The 21,269-nt window shown below is 71.5% G+C and carries 18 protein-coding genes; 11 read left to right on the plus strand and 7 right to left on the minus strand.

Going from position 1 to position 21,269, the window contains the following annotated elements; translation table 11 throughout:
- Window positions 1–131 precede the first annotated feature (131 nt).
- On the minus strand, window positions 132–1,562 hold the full coding sequence (gene glnA / locus ACT3SP_RS02740; RefSeq protein WP_444585701.1) for a type I glutamate--ammonia ligase: 1,431 nt from the start codon (window positions 1,560–1,562) through the stop codon (window positions 132–134).
- Between the two features lie 180 nt (window positions 1,563–1,742).
- Between glnA and ACT3SP_RS02745 the strand changes: the two genes are divergently transcribed.
- Entirely contained in the window at window positions 1,743–2,177 is a 435-nt protein-coding gene (locus ACT3SP_RS02745; protein ID WP_444585702.1) for an RDD family protein, read from the plus strand.
- Window positions 2,178–2,462: 285 nt separating this feature from the next.
- On the opposite strand, the gene ACT3SP_RS02750 is transcribed toward ACT3SP_RS02745, so the two are convergent.
- From ACT3SP_RS02750 to lipB, 3 genes are all read right to left on the minus strand, one after another.
- Window positions 2,463–3,218, minus strand: coding sequence for a DUF4191 domain-containing protein (locus tag ACT3SP_RS02750; RefSeq protein ID WP_444585703.1), 756 nt, complete (start codon window positions 3,216–3,218; stop codon window positions 2,463–2,465).
- Window positions 3,219–3,250: 32 nt separating this feature from the next.
- Window positions 3,251–4,273, minus strand: coding sequence for a lipoyl synthase (gene lipA / locus ACT3SP_RS02755; RefSeq protein ID WP_444585704.1), 1,023 nt, complete (start codon window positions 4,271–4,273; stop codon window positions 3,251–3,253).
- Window positions 4,274–4,336: 63 nt separating this feature from the next.
- Window positions 4,337–5,035: a lipoyl(octanoyl) transferase LipB gene (gene lipB / locus ACT3SP_RS02760; RefSeq protein WP_444585705.1), complete on the minus strand. Its 699-nt coding sequence runs from the start codon at window positions 5,033–5,035 to the stop codon at window positions 4,337–4,339.
- 80 nt (window positions 5,036–5,115) lie between these two features.
- Between lipB and ACT3SP_RS02765 the strand changes: the two genes are divergently transcribed.
- On the plus strand, window positions 5,116–6,486 hold the full coding sequence (locus ACT3SP_RS02765) for a hypothetical protein (protein WP_444585706.1): 1,371 nt from the start codon (window positions 5,116–5,118) through the stop codon (window positions 6,484–6,486).
- A 127-nt stretch (window positions 6,487–6,613) separates the two neighbouring features.
- Here the strand turns inward: ACT3SP_RS02765 and sucB are convergent, their stop codons facing one another.
- The 3 genes from sucB to ACT3SP_RS02780 all read right to left on the minus strand — a co-directional run bounded on the left by sucB (window position 6,614) and on the right by ACT3SP_RS02780 (window position 11,502).
- Entirely contained in the window at window positions 6,614–8,449 is a 1,836-nt protein-coding gene (gene sucB, locus ACT3SP_RS02770) for a 2-oxoglutarate dehydrogenase, E2 component, dihydrolipoamide succinyltransferase (RefSeq protein ID WP_444585707.1), read from the minus strand.
- Between the two features lie 22 nt (window positions 8,450–8,471).
- Window positions 8,472–9,875, minus strand: a complete 1,404-nt coding sequence (gene lpdA, locus ACT3SP_RS02775; RefSeq protein WP_444585708.1) for a dihydrolipoyl dehydrogenase — start codon at window positions 9,873–9,875, stop codon at window positions 8,472–8,474.
- Between the two features lie 157 nt (window positions 9,876–10,032).
- Window positions 10,033–11,502, minus strand: a complete 1,470-nt coding sequence (locus ACT3SP_RS02780; RefSeq protein WP_444585709.1) for a leucyl aminopeptidase — start codon at window positions 11,500–11,502, stop codon at window positions 10,033–10,035.
- A gap of 63 nt (window positions 11,503–11,565) precedes the next feature.
- Here ACT3SP_RS02780 and ACT3SP_RS02785 point away from each other — a divergent pair, with 63 nt between their 5' ends.
- The 9 genes from ACT3SP_RS02785 to ACT3SP_RS02825 all read left to right on the plus strand — a co-directional run bounded on the left by ACT3SP_RS02785 (window position 11,566) and on the right by ACT3SP_RS02825 (window position 21,245).
- Window positions 11,566–11,928 (plus strand): hypothetical protein, encoded by a 363-nt coding sequence (locus tag ACT3SP_RS02785; RefSeq protein WP_444585710.1) that lies wholly within the window; start codon window positions 11,566–11,568, stop codon window positions 11,926–11,928.
- Window positions 11,925–12,377 (plus strand): hypothetical protein, encoded by a 453-nt coding sequence (locus ACT3SP_RS02790; RefSeq protein WP_444585711.1) that lies wholly within the window; start codon window positions 11,925–11,927, stop codon window positions 12,375–12,377. The genes ACT3SP_RS02785 and ACT3SP_RS02790 overlap by 4 nt, the downstream gene beginning before the upstream one ends.
- A 17-nt stretch (window positions 12,378–12,394) precedes the next feature.
- Window positions 12,395–13,501, plus strand: a complete 1,107-nt coding sequence (locus ACT3SP_RS02795) for a quinone-dependent dihydroorotate dehydrogenase (protein ID WP_444585712.1) — start codon at window positions 12,395–12,397, stop codon at window positions 13,499–13,501.
- Window positions 13,502–13,544: 43 nt separating this feature from the next.
- A complete protein-coding gene (locus ACT3SP_RS02800; RefSeq protein WP_444585713.1) occupies window positions 13,545–14,930 on the plus strand; it encodes a replication-associated recombination protein A in 1,386 nt (461 codons plus the stop codon).
- Between the two features lie 270 nt (window positions 14,931–15,200).
- Complete coding sequence (gene rpsD / locus ACT3SP_RS02805) at window positions 15,201–15,827, plus strand: 30S ribosomal protein S4 (protein WP_444585714.1); 627 nt, start codon at window positions 15,201–15,203, stop codon at window positions 15,825–15,827.
- A 129-nt stretch (window positions 15,828–15,956) separates the two neighbouring features.
- A complete protein-coding gene (gene alaS, locus ACT3SP_RS02810; protein ID WP_444585715.1) occupies window positions 15,957–18,665 on the plus strand; it encodes an alanine--tRNA ligase in 2,709 nt (902 codons plus the stop codon).
- Entirely contained in the window at window positions 18,662–19,210 is a 549-nt protein-coding gene (ruvX, locus tag ACT3SP_RS02815) for a Holliday junction resolvase RuvX (RefSeq protein WP_444585716.1), read from the plus strand. Before alaS ends, ruvX begins: the two co-directional genes overlap by 4 nt.
- Window positions 19,207–20,388 (plus strand): endolytic transglycosylase MltG, encoded by a 1,182-nt coding sequence (gene mltG / locus ACT3SP_RS02820; protein WP_444585717.1) that lies wholly within the window; start codon window positions 19,207–19,209, stop codon window positions 20,386–20,388. The genes ruvX and mltG overlap by 4 nt, the downstream gene beginning before the upstream one ends.
- A complete protein-coding gene (locus ACT3SP_RS02825) occupies window positions 20,385–21,245 on the plus strand; it encodes a shikimate dehydrogenase (protein ID WP_444585718.1) in 861 nt (286 codons plus the stop codon). The genes mltG and ACT3SP_RS02825 overlap by 4 nt, the downstream gene beginning before the upstream one ends.
- Window positions 21,246–21,269: the final 24 nt, after the last annotated feature.

Below are 21,269 nucleotides of genomic sequence, written 5' to 3' on the forward strand. Positions count from 1 at the left end.
CTCCCCGGCGCCGTGGCACCGCGCCCGGGCCGTTCTGAGCCTCCGTGCCCGGGGTGCCCGGGCAGCGGAACGGCCCGCACGCCCCCGGGATCCGGGAGCGTGCGGGCCGTCCGTCGACCTGGCCTCGCGGCTCAGATGTCGTAGTACAGCTCGAACTCGTGGGGGTGCGGGCGGTAGCGGAACGGATCGATCTCCGTGGTGCGCTTGAGCTCGATCCAGGTCGAGATGAGGTCCTCGGGGAACACGTCGCCCTCGGTGAGGAAGTCGTGGTCCGCCTCGAGGGCGTCCAGGGCGGCGCCGAGCGAGTCCGGGAGCTGACGGATCTGCGCGTGCTCCTCCGGGGGCAGCTCGTAGAGGTCCTTGTCGATCGGCTCGGGCGGCTCGATGCGGTTGCGGATGCCGTCGATGCCGGCCATCAGCTGCGCGGCGAAGGACAGGTACGGGTTGGCCGAGGGGTCCGGCGCACGGAACTCGATGCGCTTGGCCTTCGGGGAGGAGCCGGTGACCGGGATGCGGATCGCGGCCGAGCGGTTGCGGGCCGAGTAGACCATGTTCACCGGGGCCTCGAAGCCGGGCACCAGGCGCTTGAAGGAGTTCACCGTGGGGTTGGTGAACGCGGTCAGCGCGGGGGAGTGCTCGATGATGCCGCCGATGTACCAGCGGGCGATGTCGGAGAGGCCGCCGTAGCCGCGCTCGTCGAAGAACAGCGGCTCGCCGTCCTTCCACAGCGACTGGTGGGTGTGCATGCCCGAGCCGTTGTCGCCGAACAGGGGCTTGGGCATGAAGGTCGCGGTCTTGCCTGCGTCCCACACGGTGCTCTTGACGACGTACTTGAACTTCATGACGTCATCGGCCGCGTTCAGCAGGGTGTTGAAGCGGTAGTTGATCTCCTGCTGACCGGCGGTGCCGACCTCGTGGTGGGCGCGCTCGACCTGCAGGCCGGTGTCCTCGAGGACCGAGCAGATCTCGTCGCGCAGATCCGCCATCTGGTCGTTCGGCGGGATCGGGAAGTAGCCGCCCTTGAGGCGGGTCTTGTAGCCCTGGTTGCCGCCGAACTCGGACTCGTCGCGGTCGGTGTTCCACACCGCCTCGTCGGAGTCGATGCTGTAGAAGCCGGAGTTGACCGAGGTCTTGAAGCGCACGTCGTCGAAGATGTAGAACTCCGCCTCGGCGGCGAACAGCGCGGTGTCGGCGATGCCGGTGGACTTCAGGTACTCCTCGGCCTTCGACGCGACGGTGCGCGGATCCCGGGAGTAGGGCTCGTCGGTGAAAGGATCGACGATCGAGAAGTTGATGATGAGCGTCTTGCGCTCGCGGAACGGATCCAGGTAGGCGGTCTCCAGATCCGGGACCAGCTTCATGTCCGACTCATGGATCGCCTGGAACCCGCGGATCGAGGAGCCGTCGAAGAGCTGCCCGGTGGCGATGGCCTCCTCGTCGAAGGTGCTCGCGGGGATGTTGAAGTGCTGCATGATGCCGGGAAGGTCGCAGAAGCGGATGTCGATGAACTCGACGCCCTCTTCCTCGACGTACTTCGCGACCTCGCTGGGATTGTTGAACACATCTCCTCCATCCGCGCCGTTCGGCGCGTCTTGTGCTGTCTGACCCCGAGGGGCGTCTCCTGGCGAGCACCGAGGACCCGCACGGGGCCCGGACTCGGGTGAGGCCAAGTCTAGGCGCAGTGGTGCGCGGCACCTGCGGGAGACCTCCGGCTCCCAGCCGCGGGAACTAGGGTCGGGGGCGTGATCGATCGCAAGGACCTCGGCTCGTGGATGGACGGCACTCCCCATGAGGAGGACTACGTCAAGGGCTCGGCTCTGGGCCTGCCCGCGGAGGGCAACGGCTCCGTCGCGCCCATCTGGCGCCGCCCGGTCTCCCTTGTGATCGACTGGGGACTGTGCCTTCTGCTGTCGGCGCTGACGATGCAGGGGGACCCGCTCGCGAACCTGGCGCTCTTCGTGGTGGTGAACGTGCTGTTCCTGACCCTTTTCGGGGCCACGCCGGGTCAGTTCGCGATGCGGGTGCGGGTGCGACCGGTCAGGGGTCGTTCGCCGATGCTGCTGCGCGCCGTGGTGCGCACCCTGATGATCCTCCTGCTGCTGCCGGCCGTCTTCTGGAACCGGGATGCGCAGCCCTTGCACGACGTGGTGGCCGGGACCGCCGTCGTCACCGTCTGATCGCTTCGCACGACGGTCCGGCGAGGTCTCGGGCCCGTCCCGAGAGCTCTCGCGCGTCGTCCCCTCCTGCGGTCCTGCGCGCTCCACCGAGTGCTGTGACCAGGGATGATGGAAAAGATCACGAAACGGTCACGGAGGTCACGGGGAGATAACGCCTCCCGTCGACCGCGGGGAGGGGCGGCGGAGCGACCGGCCGCCGTCCGCCGGCCGGGACGGGTGACGGCGCAGGCATGACGAGGCCCCCTCCCGTCGGAGCGGAAGGGGGCCTGCGCGAGCCGCGATCGATCAGCGCCCGCGCATCGCCTTGCGGTTGGGGCGGGCGCGCATCGGATCCACGCCCTTGGGGATCGACTGGCGCAGCGAGCGGTGGAGCGCGTTCAGGCGCTTGGAGACCTGTGCCGCCTCGTTCTTGGTGAGCTGCTTCTTCATCCGCTGCATGTGGGAGGGCAGCTTGTGCAGCGGCACCTCGCCCTCGCCGTCACCGACCACGATCTGGTGCACGGGCACGTTGTCGTGCTGGAGGACGCGACGGATGCTGCGGCGCTCCTTCTCCAGCAGCTTCATGGAGAGCGCGGAGGAGTCCTCGGCCACCACCGCGATGCCGGCCCGCCCGGAGGCGCGGAACAGCATCTTCTGGCTGCGGGGATCGATCTGGACGGGCTCCTCCTCGACGTTCCATCCTCGCCGGATCGACTGCATCGCGGCGAGCGGGGCGCCGGGCTGGCCCTTGATGCGGCTGAAGGCGGCGCGCTCGGCCTTGCGGGCCAGGATCATCATCGCGATCAGCAGGCCGATCGCGAGCCCCATGAAGATGCCGTACCAGGGGCTGGAGAAGATCAGCATCGTCAGCACGACGGCGACCACGACGGAGGCCGCCACGGCGACCAGCATCAGCGGCAGCGTGCTGCGGTCGATCTCCTGGGTGTACTTGTACACCTCGACGATCTGCTTGATCCGCCCCGGCTTCTTGGTGCCGTCGGCGTTCTTCTTGTTCTTCTTCTTCGAGCCCTTCTCGGGCTTGGTCTCGGACGTGCGAGCCATGGGCGGTGGGTCCTCTCGGGGCCTGGCGGGCGTCAGCTCGCGGCGGCCTGCTGGGTGCGGGCGACGACGCTCGCAGCTTCCTGACGGGCGGGCTGGTTCGAATCGAGATGCCGGAGGTTCTCCGGGATCTCCCGGCCGAGCTTCCGCATCGCCTGCGCCCAGAGCTTCCCGGCGCGGTACGAGGAGCGGACCATCGGCCCGGCCATGACCGCGAGGAAGCCCATCTCCTCCGCGGCCTCGGACAGTGCGACGAACTGCTGGGGCTTGACCCAGCGGTCGATCGGGTGGTGCAGCTTCGAGGGTCGCATGTACTGGGTGATCGTGATGATGTCGCAGCCCGCGTCGTGCAGGCGCTGCAACGACTCGAGGATCTCGTCATCGGTCTCGCCCATCCCGAGGATCAGGTTCGACTTGGTGATCATCCCGGCGTCCTTGCCCATCGAGATCACGTCGAGGGAGCGCTCGTAGCGGAAGGCGGGCCGGATCTGCTTGAAGATCCGCGGGACGGTCTCGAGGTTGTGGGCGAACACCTCGGGGCGGGACTCGAACACCTGCTGCAGCGCCTCGCCGGAGCCCTTGATGTCGTCGATCAGCAGCTCGACGCCGGTGCCGGGATTCATGGCGTGGATCTGCTCGCAGGTGCGGGCGAAGAGGCCCGCGGCGCCGTCGGCCAGGTCGTCGCGCGCGACGCCGGTGATGGTCGAGTAGCGCAGCCCCATCTCCTTCACGGAGGTCGCGACCTTGAACGGCTCCATCGGGTCGACCGGCAGGGGCTTGCCGGTGGCGATGTTGCAGAAGTCGCACCGCCGGGTGCAGGTGTCGCCGCCGATGAGGAAGGTCGCCTCGCGGTCCTCCCAGCATTCGAAGATGTTGGGGCATCCCGCTTCCTCGCACACCGTGTGGAGGCCCTGGCCGTGCACGCGCTTCTTCATCGCGGTGTACTCCGGGCCCATCACGGCGCGCGTCTTGATCCATTCGGGCTTGCGCTCGATCGGGGTCTCGGCATTGCGCGCCTCGACGCGCAGCATGCGTCGGCCTTCGGGGGCGAGTGTCACCCTGATGCCTCCTCATCTCGACGTTCCATGGAGTCTATCGACCGGGCTCGGTGCCCGTGCGCCTCAGACCGGCCGCGGCGAGGTGCGGTGCGCCACCAGCTCGGTCATCGCCTCGGCCGCGATCTCCACGACGTCGGCCACGGCGACGCGGCGCCCCGCCTCCTGGGTGAGGCTCGTGACCCCGGCGTCGTCGATGCCGCACGGGATGACGTTCTGCGCCCAGGAGAGATCGTTCGCGCAGTTCAGCGCGAAGCCGTGCATGGTCGCCCGCCGGGAGACCCGCATCCCGATCGCGCACACCTTGCGCGGGTCCTCGCCCTGCGGGGCGACCCAGACGCCGCTGCGCCCCGGGACGGGGACGCCCTCCACCCCCACGGCGGAGCAGACCTCGATGATGCTGCGCTCGAGGTCGCGCACGAAGCCCACCACGTCGATCGGTATCGGCAGCTTCACCAGCGGATAGCCCACCAGCTGCTGCGGACCGTGCCAGGTGAGCTTGCCCCCGCGGTCGATGTCGATCACCTCGGCCCCGTCGCGCGGGCGCTCGTGGTCCTCGGTGAGCTTCCCCGCGGTGTACACCGGCTGGTGCTCGAGCAGCAGCAGGGTGTCGGGGCGCTCCCCGGCGACCACTTCCGCATGGAGACTGCGCTGGAGCGCCCAGGCGGCGCGGTACTCGACGGGGCCGGGGGGAAGGTCGAACTCCTGATGACGGTCCCCGCCGGGCAGGGCTTCGCTGAATCCGAGGCGTATCACGTCGAGCACCCACCCAGGCTACTCCGCCCCTCACCTGTGCGTTGTGGATGACCGCGGAGATGCTGCCGGGGGTGGGGTTGACTGCTGTCATGGACGAGGTCGACGACGAGAGGTTCTCCCGCGGAGCGCACTGGCCGCCTCCCGGGCCGCCGCCCGCAGGGGGAGCAGAGGTGCCGGGGGAGCGGGAGGAAGTGCCGGGGGGAGCACCGCAGCACCCGGATGCCGTGCAGGTGCGCGGACACGGCTCGCAGGGGGAGTCCCGGGTGCGGGCGGAGCTGCAGCTGCTGGCAGCGCTCGAGGTCGCCGGGATCACGGCCGCTCCGGCCGTCCTGGAGATCGAGGACGACGGGTACGTGCGAGAGGCCGCCCCGGTCCTCGTGCACCGCTCGGGGCGTCGCAGCGCGGGCGTCAGCACGCCGCCCACCGCGGAGCGCCTGGCCCTGGCCCGTGCCCGGACGGAGCTCGATGCCCTGATCGAGTCGCTCCACGAGCGGGGATGGGTGCTGGGTGCACCCTCCGGCTCCGGCCTCGGCGTGCGCGAGGACGGTGGAGTGGTGGTGCTGGATCTCTCGGGCCTCCGTCGCGGGAGAGGGCTCGCCGAGCGCCGGGCGGACCGACGCTGGGTCGACTCCGTGCTCGGGGACCAGGAGCGCACGCTGCGCCGCCGCGTGGACCACCCCGGCCGGCCCTGGGACGGGGCGCGGATCGACCCCGGAGCTGTCGGAGAGGGCAGCGGCCGACAGGACCGGGCTCGCTCCCCGGCCGGGAGCAGTCCCCCGGCGGTGCCCGTCCCCGACCCGGCACCGGGCCCGGGGCACGTCCCGACTCGTCCGCCGACGTCGCGTGCGCTGCCTCCGCGCAGCCGGAGGGGGCACCGCGCCGCGGCTCGGCACCTCTCCGCGGTGCGTGAGGTGCTCGCGCAGCCGCGTCAGCGGCGCATCGCCTCCGCGAGCGCGCTCGCGGTGCTGCTGCTGGGAGCCGTGATCGGCGGTGGGCTCTGGTGGGGGCAGGAACAGGCTCCCGCGGAGGTGCCCACGAGCGCCGGCGCCGCGCCCTCCGCCGACGGGCCGGAGCGCACGCAGCCACCGCGGATCGAGGATCCGTGGTCGCTGGCGGCGGACGTGGCGGGCGCGCGGCACGCCTTCGTCACCGGGGTCTCCGACCGGCCGGCGGCCGTGGCCGACAGCGCTGCCCTCGCCGCGGACGAGGACCTCCGCGTCGCGTACCGCGGCCTGGAGGTGCACGGCGGAGGCCCGGTGGTCCATGCGGCGCAGCTGGTGGAGGGCCCGGGACCGGACGGCGTCGCCGTGCTGCGGGCCGAGACCTCGATGGCCGCGCACCGGATCGAGGACGCCGACGGCGCGATCACCGACGTCGCGGCGACCGGGCGCGTCACCGTGCTGCTGACCCTGCGATGGGAGCGGGAGGGCTGGCTGATCGAGAGCGTGGAGGAGATCTAGGTCGGGGACGGGGCCTGACCTCTCCGCTGCGGACGCCACGGAGCCCCGGCACCGATCAACGACGGTGCCGGGGCTCCTGCGTCGCCCTCAACGCGCGGGGCGTCGTGACGAGACGTCGCTCAGAGACTCACAGCCCCAGCTCGGCCTCGAACGCTCCCTCTTCGAGCCGCTTCTTCATGAAGGTGAGGAAGCGGGCGGCGTCTCCGCCGTCGACCAGGCGATGATCGTAGGAGAGGAAGAGGTACATCATCGAGCGGACCGCGATGACGTCATCCCCCTCGGCGTCCTGGATGACCGCCGGGCGCTTGACGATGGTGCCGCAACCGAGGATCCCGACCTGCGGGCTCGGCACGATCGGGGTGTCCCAGAGGGCCCCGCCCGATCCGGTGTTGGTGATCGTGAAGGTCGCGCCCTGCAGATCGTCGGGCGTGAGCTTGTTGCCCTTCGCCCGGGCGCCCAGATCGCCGATCTGCCGGGCCAGGCCCGCCAGGTTCAGGTCGCCGGAGTTCTTGATCACCGGCACGACCAGGCCGCGCTCGGTGTCCGCCGCCATGCCGATGTTCTCGCTGGCCGCGTACTTGATCACGTCCTCGTCGATGGAGGCGTTGATCTTCGGGTAGGTCTTCAGACCCTCGACCGCGGCCTGCATGATGAACGGCAGGAAGGTGAGCTTCGCGCCCTCGCGCTGGGCGAAGGCGTCCTTCGCACGGCCGCGCAGCTTGGCGATGCGGGTCATGTCGACCTCGACCGCCGTGGTGAGCTGGGCCTGACCGTGCAGCGACTCCATCATCCGCTTGGCGGTGACCTTGCGGATGCGGCTCATCTTCTCCTCGGTCCCGCGCAGCGGCGAGACCTCGACCTTCGCCGGGGCGGCGGCCGGGGCGGAGGCGGGAGCGGAGTCCGCAGCGGGAGCCGCGGCAGCCGACTTCTGCGCATCGATCGCCTGCTGCACGTCCTGCTTGCGGATGCGGCCGCCCAGGCCGGATCCCTTCACGGACGACAGGTCGACGCCGGCCTCCGCCGCCATCTTGCGCACCAGCGGGGTCACGTAGCCGGAGGACTCGGCGCCGGAGACGGAGTCGGCGGCCTTCGGGGCCGGAGCGGAGGACTGCGACGGCGCCTTCTGCTCGGCCGCGGACTCTTCCGCCGTGGGCTTCTCAGCCTTGGGCTCCTCGGCCTGGGGCTTCTCAGCCTTGGGCTTCTCAGCCTTGGGCTCTTCCGCCGTCGGCTCCTCGGCCGGCTCCTCCTCGGCTGCGGGCTCCTCGGACGTCGGTGCCGGGGCGTCGCCCGAGCCGATGACGGCCAGCACGGAACCGACCTCGGCGTCCTCGTCCTCCTGGACGCGGATCTCGAGCAGGGTGCCGGCGACGGGCGAGGGGATCTCGGTGTCGACCTTGTCGGTCGAGACCTCGAGCAGCGGCTCGTCGACGTCGACGCTGTCGCCGACCTCCTTGAGCCAGCGGGTGACGGTGCCCTCGGTGACGGACTCGCCGAGCGCCGGCATGGTGACGTCCTCGCCGGAGGCCTCGCCGTCGCCGGACGGCCCGGAGGCGCCCGAGGACCCCTCGCTCTTCTCCTCGGCAGGGGCGTCGTCCTCTGCCGGGGACTCCTCCTCGGTGGAGGGGGCGACGGTCTCGTCGGAGGCGAGGTCCTCGCCCTCGGCGGGTGCCTCGTCCGTCTCCTCCTGGGCGCCGGAGTCGTCGGATCCGGAGTCCTCGGAGCCGGAGCCGTCGCCGATGACGACGAGATCGGCGCCGACCTCGGCGTCCTCGTCCTCCTCGACCAGGATCTTCTCGATGGTGCCCGCGACGGGCGAGGGGATCTCGGTGTCGACCTTGTCGGTCGAGACCTCGAGCAGCGGCTCGTCGACGTCGACGCTGTCGCCGACGGACTTCAGCCAGCGGGTGACGGTGCCCTCGGTGACGGACTCACCGAGCGCCGGCATCTTCACGGTTTCAGACATGGGGTTCTCCTCCTGGGAAGGCTCAGGCGTGGGCGTGCAGGGGCTTGCCGGCGAGCGCGAGCGCCGCCTCGCCCATGGCCTCGTGCTGCGACGGGTGACCGTGGATGAGGGAGGCGACGTCCTCCGGGTAGGCCTCCCAGTTGACGATGAGCAGCGCCTCGCCCATCAGCTCGGAGGTGCGCGTGCCGATCATGTGGACGCCGATGATGGGCCCGTCCTTCTCGCGCACCAGCTTGATGAAGCCGGTGGTGCCGAGGATCTGGGACTTGCCGTTGCCGCCGAGGTTGTACTCGTAGGCCTCCACGGCGTCCTCGCCCAGCTGTTCCTTGGCCTGCTTCTCGGACAGGCCGACCGAGCCGAGCTCCGGCTCGCAGTAGGTGATCCGCTCGATGCCGGACTCGATGATCGGGGCCGGGTTCAGGCCGCCGATGCGCTCGGCCACGAAGATGCCCTGGGCGAAGCCGCGGTGGGCGAGCTGGAGACCGGGGACGATGTCGCCGACGGCGTAGACGCCGGGGACGTTGGTCTCGAGGGTCTCCTTGTTCGCGAGCACGAAGCCGCGATCCATCTCGATGCCCTGCTCCTCGTAGCCGAGTCCCGAGGTGTTCGGGCCGCGACCCACGGCGACCAGCAGGTAGTCGCCCTCGAAGACCTTGCCGTCGGCGAGGGTGACCTTGACGCCGTCCTCGGTCTGCTCGGCCTTCTCGGTGAAGACGCCCAGGGAGAAGGTGATGCCGCGCTTCTTGAAGGCGCGCTCGAGGGCCTTGGACAGCGCCTCGTCCTCGTTGGCCACCAGGTGGGGGAGTCCCTCGACGATGGTCACGGACTCGGCGCCGAGCGACTTCCAGATCGAGGCGAACTCGACGCCGATGACGCCGCCGCCCAGGATGATCGGGTTCTTCGGGACCTCGGGCAGCTGCAGTGCGGCCTCGGAGTCCAGGAAGCGGCCGCCCAGGTCGATGCCCGGGAGCGTCTTCGAGAACGAGCCGGAGGCCAGGATGATGTTCTTGCCGGTCAGGGTGCGGGTCCCGGACTCCGACTCGACGGTGACCGTGTTCGCCCCGCTGAGCGTGCCGAAGCCCTCGACGTACTCGATCTTCCGGGACTTCACCAGGCCCTGCAGGCCCTTGTGGAGGCGCCCGATGATCTTGTCCTTGAACGCCAGCACCTTCGCGGCATCGATGCCGTTGAGGCTGAGGTCGACGCCCGCGGCGGCCGCCTCGGACGGTGCGTCGGCGAGCTCGCCGACGTGCAGCATCGCCTTCGTCGGGACGCAACCACGGTGCAGGCAGGTGCCACCGAGCTTGTCCTTCTCCACCAGGGCGATCTTCTGGCCGAGCTGGGCTCCGCGCAGCGCGGCCGCATAGCCGCCGCTGCCACCGCCCAGGATCACGACGTCGAACTGGTCAGTGGTTGTCTCCGCCACCTGTGTGCTCCTCGGTGTGTACCTGTACTCCGCGACCCGTCCTGACCCTGTGGGCCGACGGCGCCGCCTGCGTGTCCCATGCTAGGGCACCAGGCGGCGCCGGGCGCACCGCTTGACGGGATGTCCTCCCGCGAGGATGCGGTGAGTCTCACGCCGCTCAGCGGGCGGCGACGTCCTCCAGGACCTGCAGCACGGTGCGGGCGCTCATGCCGGTGGCGCCCTTGCCCATGTAGCCCAGCGGGGCGGACGCGTATCCCGGCCCTGCGATGTCGAGATGGGCCCACTCGGTCTCCCCCACGAACTCCTTGAGGAAGATCCCGGCGGAGAGCGCACCGCCGGGTCGGTCGCCGATGTTGCGCAGGTCCGCGACCCGGCCGGTGAGGTCGGCGCGCAGCTCCGCGGGGAAGGGGAGCGGCCAGAACGGCTCGCCCGTGGTGCTCGCGGCGGACATCACCAGATCACGGGCCTGCTCGGTGCCCATCACGCCGGCGGTCCGCTTGCCGAGGGCGACCACGGCCGCCCCGGTGAGCGTGGCCACGTCCATGACCAGATCGGGGTCCTCGGCGACGGCGTCGACCAGGGCGTCGGCCATCACCATGCGCCCCTCGGCGTCGGTGTTGAGCACCTCGACGGTCTTCCCGTTGCGCATCGTGACCACGTCGCCGGGACGCTGCGCGCCCCCTCCGGGCATGTTCTCGGCGAGGGCGAGGTAGGTGCTGACCTTCACGTCGAGTCCCATGCGAGCGGCACCGATCGTGGCGGCGAGGACGGTGGCGGCGCCGGTCATGTCGGAGGTCATGTCGTCCATGCCCGCAGCGGGCTTGAGGGAGATGCCGCCGGTGTCGAACGTGATCCCCTTGCCCACCAGCGCCACCGAGGTCGTGGCGGAGGCCGGGGCGTACTCGAGCCGCACCAGGCGCGGCGGGCGGGTCGACCCCTGCCCGACGCCGACGATCCCGCCGTACCCGCCCTCGGTGAGCTGCTGCTCGTCCAGGACGGTGACGCTCAGCGGCAGATCCGCGACGAGCTCCTCCGCCCGACGGGCGAACTCGGCCGGGTGCAGGAGGTTGGGCGGGGTGTTGACGAGGTCGCGCACGATGTCGAGGACCTCGGCGAGCACCGCGGACCGGTCCAGCGCCGACTGGGCGGCCTCGGCGTCGCCGTCGCTCAGCAGGGTGATCCGATCGAGGGCGGGCTTCGGCGCGGAGGCGCCGGTCCCGGTCTTGTGCGCCGTGAAGGCGTAGGCGCCCAGCGCCGCACCCTCGACAGCGGCGGCGCGCTGCGGGGCGGTCCCGGTGGGCAGGGCGAGGGCGGCGTGCTCGACGCCGGTCAGCGAGCGGGAGGCGGCGCCGAAGGCGAGACGGAGGTCCTCGTCGGAGACCTCGGCGAGATCCTCGTCACCCACGCCGACCAGCAGCAGCGAGCTCGCGGCGACCAGGCCGAAGGACGGGATCCGGTGGAGGTCGCCGCGGGAGGCGGAGGCGCCCAGGCCGGCGATGACCTCGGAGATCTCCGGGGAGCCGGGCACGGTCGCGGGGGCGTCCTCACCTCCTTCGAGCAGGGGCAGGAGAAGGACATCGGCCGTGACGTCTCGTAGGGAGGCATCGGAGAAGGAGAGTGTGGGCATGGCTCTATCGTAGGGGCGGGCCGGACATGGTGTCCGCGCCCTGTGGAGGAGGACGGACGGCCGATGACGGTGCTGAGCATCGTGGTCGCGGCGCTGGGCGGGGTGACCGCCCTGCTCGGGATCTACTACGCGCTGCGCGCGCTGAACGCCGATCTCGTGCTGCTCGGTGCCTGTGCGCTGCTGGCGGTCGGCTGGGTGGTGCTCGGTCTCGCGCTGGGGCTGCGGGACCTCGCCGGCGGCATCCCGCCGGACCGCGTCACGCTCTACGGCTACCTGCTCACCGCGCTGCTGATGACGGTGGGCGGCGGCTGGGTCGGTCTGTTCGAGCGCAGCCGCTGGGGGAGCCTGGTGATCGCGATCGGGGCGCTCGTCTCCGTCGTCCTGCTGATGAGACTGCACCAGATCTGGCCGGGAGGCTTCGCATGACCGCTCCGCGCACCACACCGTCCCGCACGGGCCGCGGCAGCGGTGCCGGTCGAGGTTTCGAGATCGTGCTGATCGCCGTCTACGGCATCTTCGCCCTCTCGGCGACGGCCCGCAGCCTCGTGCAGGTGCTGCGCGACTTCTCCTTCGCCCCGATCGCCTACGGGCTCTCGCTGCTCGCCGCGCTCACCTACATCGCGGTCACCGTCGCCCTGGTGCGCGGCGGTCGCCGCTCCCCGCTGGCCCGCGTCCTGTGTCTGATCGAGCTGGTCGGGGTGGTCGTCGTGGGCACCCTCACCGTGGTGGACCCCGAGCTCTTCCCGGACGCGACGGTCTGGAGCGTCTTCGGCCAGGGCTACGGCTACGTGCCGCTGCTGCTCCCGGTGATCGCGCTGGCCTACATGGCGCTGAGCGTCCGCAGGGGACCTGTGGACGCGGCGGACGCCCGCTGACCGCGTACCGTGATGCCGTGATCGCCCACGACGACGCCCGACACGGGCTCTACGACGCCCTCTTCCGTCATGTCCTCCGCCGGATCGAACCCGAGCGGGCGCACCGCCTGACCGTGCGCGCCCTCGCGACCGCGCACGCCCTCCCCGGCGGCCCGGCGCTGCTGCGCTCCGTCTTCGGCACTCCGGATCCGATGCGGGACCCTCGCCCGTCCCGCACCGTCCTCGGGGCCGAGCACCGCAGCCCGCTGGGCCTGGCGGCCGGGTTCGACAAGGACGGCGAGGTGCCTCTGGCCCTGCTCGACCTGGGATTCGGTCACGTCGAGGTGGGCACCGTGACCGCCAAGGAGCAGCCCGGCAACCCCCGTCCGCGCTCCTTCCGCCTGGTCGCCGACCGGGCGCTGGTCAACAGGATGGGCTTCAACAACCACGGGGCCCAGGCGCTGGCCAAGCGCCTGGCCCGGGCACGGCGCTCCGAGCGGGGTCAGCGAGCGCTGATCGGGGTGAACATCGGGAAGTCGAAGGTCACCGCGCTCGAGGACGCCGCCGAGGACTACCGCTTCTCGGCCCGGCTGCTCGCGCCCTACGCCGGCTACCTGGCGATCAACGTCTCCAGCCCCAACACGCCCGGACTGCGGGACCTGCAGGGCGTCGAGATGCTGCGCCCGATCCTCGAGGCCGTGGTCCAGGAGGCGGACGCGGCCCGCACCCGCTTCCGGCGCGAGGTGCCGGTGCTGGTGAAGATCGCCCCCGATCTGCACGACGAGGATGTGCGCGCCGTCGCGCAGCTCGCCGCGGAGGTGGGCCTGGCAGGAGTGATCGCCACGAACACCACCATCGCGCGGCCGGAGTCGCTGCGCACCGAACGCTCCATGATCGAGAGGCTCGGGGCCGGGGGCCTGTCCGGTCCCGTGCTCGCGCCGCGCTCGACGGAGGTGCTGCGACTGCTGCGCGCCACCCTCCCGGAGGGATCGGTGATCATCAGCTGCGGAGGGGTGACCACCGCCCAGGACGTCCGCGATCGACTCGCGGCCGGCGCCGATCTGGTGCAGGGCTACACGGCGATGATCTACGAGGGCCCCACCTGGCCCGGGCGGGTCTCCCGTGAGGTCGGTCCCCTCGGCTGAGGCGGCGCGCCGAGCCGTCGGCCCGCCGCCGTAGGCTGGGGGGATGGACGAGGACCTCTTCTCGCTGAGCGGCGACCAGCCCGCGCCGCGCACCCTCTCGGACCGCAACCGGGACCATCGCGCGCCGCTGGCCGTGCGGATGCGCCCGCGCAGCCTCGAGGAGATCGTCGGTCAGCACGCCGCGCTCGAGCCCGGCAGCCCGCTGCGGCGCCTGGTCGCCACCGACGACTCCCGCACCGCACCGAGCTCGGTGATCCTGTGGGGACCGCCCGGCACCGGGAAGACCACGCTCGCCTACGTCGTGGCCCGGTCCGGTGACCGCGAGTTCGTGGAGGTCTCCGCCGTGCTCGCCGGGGTCAAGGACATCCGCGAGGTCGTGGACCAGGCCCGGTCGCGGCTGCGGACCGTGGGCCGGGAGACGGTCCTGTTCGTGGACGAGGTCCACCGGTTCTCGAAGTCCCAGCAGGACGCGCTCCTGCCGAGCGTCGAGAACCGGTGGGTCACCCTGGTCGCGGCGACCACGGAGAACCCGCACTTCTCCGTGATCTCCCCGCTGCTGTCGCGCTCGATCGTGCTCACGCTCGAGCCGCTGGACCGGGAGGACCTCGACCTGCTGGTGGACCGTGCGCTCGAGGACGAGCGCGGGCTGGCCGGCTCGGTCACCCTCGCGGAGGACGCCCGGGAGGCGCTGCTGCGGCTGGGCGGCGGGGACGCCCGCAAGATCCTCACCTCTCTCGAGGCGGCCGCCGCCGCGGCGCTGATGAAGGACTCCCGCGAGGTCGACGCCGCCACCCTCGCCCAGGCCGTCAACCGCGCGGCCGTGCGCTACGACCGCGCCGGCGATCAGCACTACGACATCACCAGCGCCTTCATCAAGTCGATGCGGGGCAGCGACGTGGACGCCTCCCTGCACTACCTGGCCCGAATGATCGAGGCGGGGGAGGACCCGCGCTTCATCGCCCGTCGTGTGGTGATCGCCGCGAGCGAGGAGGTGGGCATGGCGGACCCGACCGCCCTGCAGGTCGCGGTCTCCGCCATGCAGGCCGTGCAGATGCTCGGCATGCCCGAGGGCCGCATCCCGCTGGCCCAGGCGGTCGTGCACATCGCCACCGCCCCCAAGTCCAACGCCTCCTACCGCGCCCTGGACGCGGCGATCGCCGACGTCCGCGAGGGGAAGGGGCAGGGGGTCCCCGCGCATCTGCGCGACGCCCATTACTCCGGGGCGAAGAGCCTCGGTCACGGCACCGAGTACCTGTACGCGCACGACGCGCCGCACGGCGTGGTCGCCCAGCAGTACGCCCCGGACGACCTGGTCGGCGTGGAGTACTACCGGCCCAGGACCCACGGCAACGAGGAGCGCACCGGGCGGCGCCTCGAGGCCCTGCGACGCATCCTGCGCTCGACGCCCCCGCCGGAGCCGCCGCGCTGACCCTGCGCAGCGGCCGTCCTGCTGATGCCCTGGGGCCCGGACCGGACGGCGGGCGCAGGGCTCCGGGAGAGGGTCCGGGAGGGGCGCCCCGCACGCCACGGCAGGACGGACCGGCCGGTGCCGGGGAGCGCGGCGTGAGGCACTCCACAGGAAGCGCGATGTGACCAGCGCCGTCGACCGTGGACCGCAGGGTCCGCCTGCGGTAAGGTGGGTCGCTGAATCCGCGGCTGCAAGACTGGATTCACCACACGCGAACAAGAGGTATACCTCGTGACCAACGTCACCCGTGCGCGCCGCCAGGCGCGCCTGTCCCGAGCCCTCGGGCTCCCGCTCACCCCGAAGTCGGTCAAGTACTTCGAGAAGCGCCCGTACCCCCCGGGCGGGCACGGCCCTGGTCGCCGCCGCACCGAGTCCGACTACGCGGTCCGCCTCAAGGAGAAGCAGCGTCTGCGCGCGCAGTACGGCCTCCGCGAGAAGCAGATGCACCGCGCCTACCTGGACGCCAAGAAGGAGCCGGGCCTGACCGGCGAGAGCATGGTCGAGCTGCTGGAGATGCGGCTGGACGCGCTCGTCCTGCGTGCCGGCTTCGCCCGCACCACCCTCCAGGCCCGCCAGGCCGTCGTGCACCGCCACATCCTGGTCGACGGCAAGCTGGTGGACCGCCCCTCCTTCCGCGTGAAGCCGGGCCAGACCATCCAGGTCAAGCCCAAGTCGCAGGCCATGGAGCCGTTCCAGATCGCCGCCGAGGGCGGCAACTCGGACGTCCTCGCCTCCGTCCCCTCGTACCTCTCGGTCGAGCTCCCCGAGCTGAAGGCCCAGCTCGTCTCGCGCCCCAAGCGCGCCGAGGTCCCCGTGACCGTCGACGTCCAGATGGTCGTCGAGTACTACGCGCGCTGACCTCCTCGCGACGCAGCACGAACGGCCCCGGCGGGTGTACTCCGGTACCCTGACCGGGGCCTTCGCGTCCCCATGACCTCCTGCGCGATCCTCCGCGCCGCCCGTGTCCCAGGAAGGACCCTCCCGACCATGCGCACCTCAGAGATCCATCGGCGCTTCCTCGAGCACTTCGAGAAGAAGCAGCACGAGATCGTCCCCAGCGCCTCGCTGGTCTCGAACGATCCCTCGATCCTGTTCACGATCGCCGGCATGGTCCCCTTCATCCCCTACATCGTGGGGACCGAGAAGGCCCCCTACGCACGGGCCGTCAGCGTGCAGAAGTGCATCCGCACCAACGACATCGAGAACGTCGGCCGCACCACCCGCCACGGCACCTTCTTCCAGATGGCAGGGAACTTCTCCTTCGGCGACTACTTCAAGAAGGGCGCCATCGACTTCTCCTGGGAGCTGATCACCGCCGCGCAGGACGAGGGCGGCTTCGGCATGGACCCCGAGCGGCTCTGGATCACGCTGTGGGAGGAGGACGAGGAGTCCTACCAGCACCTCGTCGAGGTGATCGGCCTGGACCCCTCGCGCATCGTGCTGCTGCCCTGGGAGGAGAGCTGCTGGGACACCGGACAGCCCGGACCGGCCGGCTCGACGGGGGAGTGGCACTACGACCGCGGTCCCGAGTACGGCCCGGAGGCCTCCTCGGGGAAGCAGACCGAGTGGCCCGGGAGCCCCGAGGCGGAGGACCGCTACATCGAGTTCTGGAACCTGGTGTTCGACCAGTTCCTGCGCGGCGAGGGTCCGGGCAAGGACTACCCGCTGCTGGGCGAGCTCGACCAGAAGGCGATCGACACCGGCCTGGGCGTCGAGCGGGTCGCCTATCTCCTGCAGGGCAAGCAGAACATGTACGAGATCGACCAGGTCTTCGGCGTCATCGAGAGGGCGCAGGAGCTCTCCGGACGCCGCTACGGCGCCGAGACGGAGGACGACGTCCACCTGCGCATCGTCGGCGACCACGTGCGCAGCGCGCTGATGCTGGTCTCCGACGGGGTGCGCCCCGGCAACGAGGGACGCGGCTACGTGCTGCGGCGTCTGATCCGCCGAGCCGTCCGATCGATGCGCCTGCTCGGCTACACCGAGCCGTCCATGCCCGAGCTGCTGCCGGTCTCGAAGTCCCTGATGGTCGAGTCCTACTCGGAGCTCGAGGCGGACTTCCCGCGCATCAGCGAGATCGTCTACGGCGAGGAGGAGGCGTTCCGCCGCACCCTCGAGACCGGCACCACGATCTTCGACCAGGTCGCGGGCTCCGTGAAGAAGGACGGGGGCCATGTGCTCTCGGGCGAGGACGCCTTCCGCCTCCACGACACCTACGGCTTCCCGATCGACCTGACGATGGAGATGGCCGGAGAGGTCGGGCTCCAGGTCGATGCGGAGGCCTTCCGCAGCGCGATGCAGGAGCAGCGTGAGCGCGCCCGGGCCGACGCCGCCTCGAAGAAGACCGGACACACCGACACGGCGATCTACAACCGCCTGCTCAGTGCGCGCGGCGGCGAGGTCCCCTTCCTCGGCTACACCGACGACACGGTCACCACCACCGTCGAGTCCGTGCTGGTCGACGGTGGTCTGGTCGACGCGGTCGGAGCGCCCGCGCAGGTCGAGATCGTGCTCGCCTCGACGCCGTTCTACGCGGAGTCCGGTGGTCAGCTCGCCGACCAGGGCAGCATCAGCCTCGCGGGCGGAGGCCTCATCGAGGTCGACGACGTGCAGAAGCCGGTGCGGGGGCTGATCGTGCACCGCGGGCGCCTGGTCGAGGGCGAGGTGGCCCCCGGCGCGGCGGCCGTCGCCTCGATCGACCGGGAGCGGCGCGGTGCGATCGCCCGCGCGCACACGGCGACCCACATGGTCCACGAGTCCCTGCGCGAGGAGCTCGGACACGGCGCCACCCAGGCCGGCTCCGAGAACTCCCCGGGCCGCATGCGCTTCGACTTCCGCTACGGCCAGGCGGTGCCCCGGTCCGTGCTCGAGCAGATCGAGGGCAGGGTGAACTCGCTCCTCCAGGAGGAGCTGAGCGTCACCGATCAGCAGATGCCCATCGACGAGGCGAAGGCGCTCGGCGCCCAGGCGCTGTTCGGCGAGAAGTACGGGGACATAGTGCGCGTGGTCTCGATCGGCGGTGACTGGTCGCGCGAGCTGTGCGGAGGCACCCACGTCGACAGCACCGGGGCGATCGGCACCGTGCAGCTGATGGGCGAGGCGTCCATCGGCAGCGGTGTGCGCCGCGTCGACGCGCTGGTGGGGCTGTCCGCCTACCGCCACCAGGCCAAGGAGCACGCGCTGGTCTCCCAGCTCTCCGAGCTGCTCAAGGTCGGGGCGGCCGAGGAGCTCCCCGAGCGGGTCCGTGCGCTCACCCAGCGCATGAAGGACATGGAGAAGCAGCTGGCCTCGCTGCGCGGCCAGCAGCTGCAGGCGGAGGCCGGCACGCTGGTGGACTCCGTCGTGGACCTCGGCGGGGTGCGCGTGCTCGCGCACGACGCCGGGGAGGGGATCGCCGCGGGCGACCTGCGCACCCTCGCTCTCGACCTGCGCGCCCGGCTCGGCGAGGACGTGCCGACCGCCGTCGCCGTCGCCGGGCACGAGGACGGCCGGGCCGCGCTCGTCGTCGCCACCAACGCCGCCGCCCGAGATCGCGGGCTCGCGGCCGGGACGATCCTGCGCGGCGCCGCCGAGGCGATGGGCGGGCGCGGCGGCGGCAAGCCCGACATGGCCCAGGGAGGCGGCGGCGAGCCCGGGCGCATCCCCGCCGCGCTCACCGCGGTGCGTGACGCGGTCCTGGCCTCCCAGGGCGCATGAGCGGCGCCGACGAGGAGGGGGACGCCCCGGCCCTGCCCCGGGGCGTCCGGCTCGGTGTCGACGTGGGCGATGTCCGCGTCGGCCTCGCGCGCAGCGATCTCGACGGGATGATCGCCACACCGGTCGAGACCCTTCCGCGCGACACGGCCGTGCGCCGCGTCGCGGAGGAGGTTCGTGAGCTCGAGGCCCGTGTCATCATGGTGGGGCTTCCGAGGTCGCTGGACGGCACCGAGGGGCCCGCGGCGCACAAGGCGCGGGAATTCGCCGCGGAACTCGTCGCCGCCATGGCCGCGGACGCCCCCGGTTCCGAGGTCCGGTTGATCGACGAGCGTCTGACCACCGTGTCGGCGCACCAGGCCCTGCACCGCTCCGGGCGCAAGGGCCGCAAGCACCGGCAGGTCGTGGACCAGGTCGCCGCGGTGATGATCCTCCAGCAGGCGCTGGACACCGAACGGTCGACCGGGGCCCGCACCGGGGAGAGGGTCGAGGCCGTGGAGGCCGAGGACCCCACCACCCAGCACCCGACCCAGGAGGACATCCGATGACGGACGAGGACCTCTCCTTCGACGAGCTCGCCGACTCCCAGGACGAGGGGAGCGGCGGCACGGAGAGGTCCACGGATCACGGTCGGCGCCGGGCACCGAGGAAGAAGCACGGAGGTTTCGTGCGCACCGTCCTCCCCGTCCTCCTGGTCCTGCTGGTCCTCGGCGGGATCGGAGTCGGGGCCGTGCAGGGATACCGCTGGGTCACCTCCAACGTGAGCGTCGAGCAGGAGGCCGCCGAGTACCCCGGACCGGGCAGCGGCGAGGTGATGGTCGAGGTCGCCTCCGGGGACACGGGCACCGACATCGCCGACACGCTCGTGGACGAGGGAGTGATCAAGACCCCCGGTCCCTTCGTGAACCTGTTCTCCAACACCCCGGAGGCCTCGGGCATCGAACCGGGGGTCTACCGCCTGAAGCAGGAGATGACGTCCGCGGACGCCCTCAACGCGCTCCTGGACTCCTCGAACCTCGCCGGCCACCGGGTGATCATCCCCGAGGGCAGGCGCCTGACCCAGATCTGGGAGCAGCTCGCGGAGGAGACGGACATCCCCGAGGAGGACTTCGAGGAGGCCGCCGAGGACTACACCGCCTACGGGATCCCCGAGAACGCCGCCGACTCCCTGGAGGGCTATCTCTGGCCGGGTCGCTACGACATCGCCGAGGACGCCACCGCGGAGGACGTCATCGAGATGATGTGGGCCCCGATGGAGAAGCAGCTCACCGACCGCGGCGTCCCCGAGGACGAATGGCACGAGACCCTCACGATCGCCTCGCTCGCGGAGATGGAGGTGCGCGATCCGGAGGACTACGGGAAGGTCGCGCGCACCATCCACAACCGGCTCGAGGGCGTGGGGGAGGCCGACGGGGACCCGATGAAGCTCCAGTTCGACTCCACGGTCCACTACGTCACCGGCAAGTCCGCGAGCGTGGCCACCAGCGACGAGGAGCGCGCGACCGACGATCCCTACAACACCTATCGCTACGACGGGCTTCCGCCCGGGCCGATCGCGGCCCCCGGCACCAATGCCCTGGACGCGGCGGTGTCCCCGCCGGACGGCGACTGGCTGTACTTCGTGAGCGTGAACACCGAGACCGGCGAGACGAAGTTCGCCGCCACCTGGTCCGAGCACGAGGAGAACGTCAAGGAATGGCGCGCCTGGGAGGCGTCCCGGGGATGAGTCCGCGACGCTTCGCGGTGGTGGGCTCGCCGATCGACCACTCGCTCTCACCCGTCCTCCACCGCCGTGCCCACGAGGTCCTCGGCATCGAGGACGCGCACTACGGGCGCCACCGCGTGGAGGCCGGGCAGCTCGCGCAGTTCCTCGCCGAGGGCCCCGGTCGCGAGCTGGAGGGTCTCAGCGTGACCATGCCGGGGAAGCCGGAGGCCTTCGCGCTGGCCTCGGAGGCCGACGACGTCTCCCGTGCACTCGGCATCTCCAACACGCTGATCCGTCGCGAGGGCGGCGGCTGGCGTGCGGAGAACCACGACGTGCACGGCATCGTCGCGACGCTGCGGGATCACGGCGCGCAAGCCCCGGAGCGCGGCGCCGTGCTCGGCTCCGGGGCCACGGCCCTCAGCGCCGTCGCCGCACTGGCCGACCTCGGGGTCGGCACGGTCCTGGTGACGGCGCGGACCCCGCACAAGCTGGATCCGCTGGAGGAGCTCGCCGCGGCCCGCGGCATCTCGGTGCAGCGCATCCCCTGGGAGCGCCATCACGAGGCCCTCGACGCCGCGGTCGTGGTCAGCGCCCTCGCGATCGACGGCGCCCTGGCCGTCGCGCATCGATGGCGCTCGGCTCGTGCTCTCCCGCGTCCCGGACTGCTGCTGGACGTCCTCTACGAGCCCTGGCCGGCCCCGGTCGCCGAGGTGGTGGCACGAGGTGGGGCGGTGGTCGCCGACGGGCTCGAGATGCTCGCCCATCAGGCGGACATGCAGGTGCGCTCGATGCTCTCGGTGCCGTCCGCGCCGGTGGCCGAGATGCTCGCCGCCGCGCGGGAGGCGCTCGTGCGCCGCGACGGGGGCGCGCCGCGCTGACCGAGCGGACGGGGGCTTGTCCCG

Origin of the sequence: Brachybacterium sp. AOP43-C2-M15, assembly GCF_052446295.1 — a bacterium.
In the GTDB taxonomy this organism is placed as follows: domain Bacteria; phylum Actinomycetota; class Actinomycetes; order Actinomycetales; family Dermabacteraceae; genus Brachybacterium.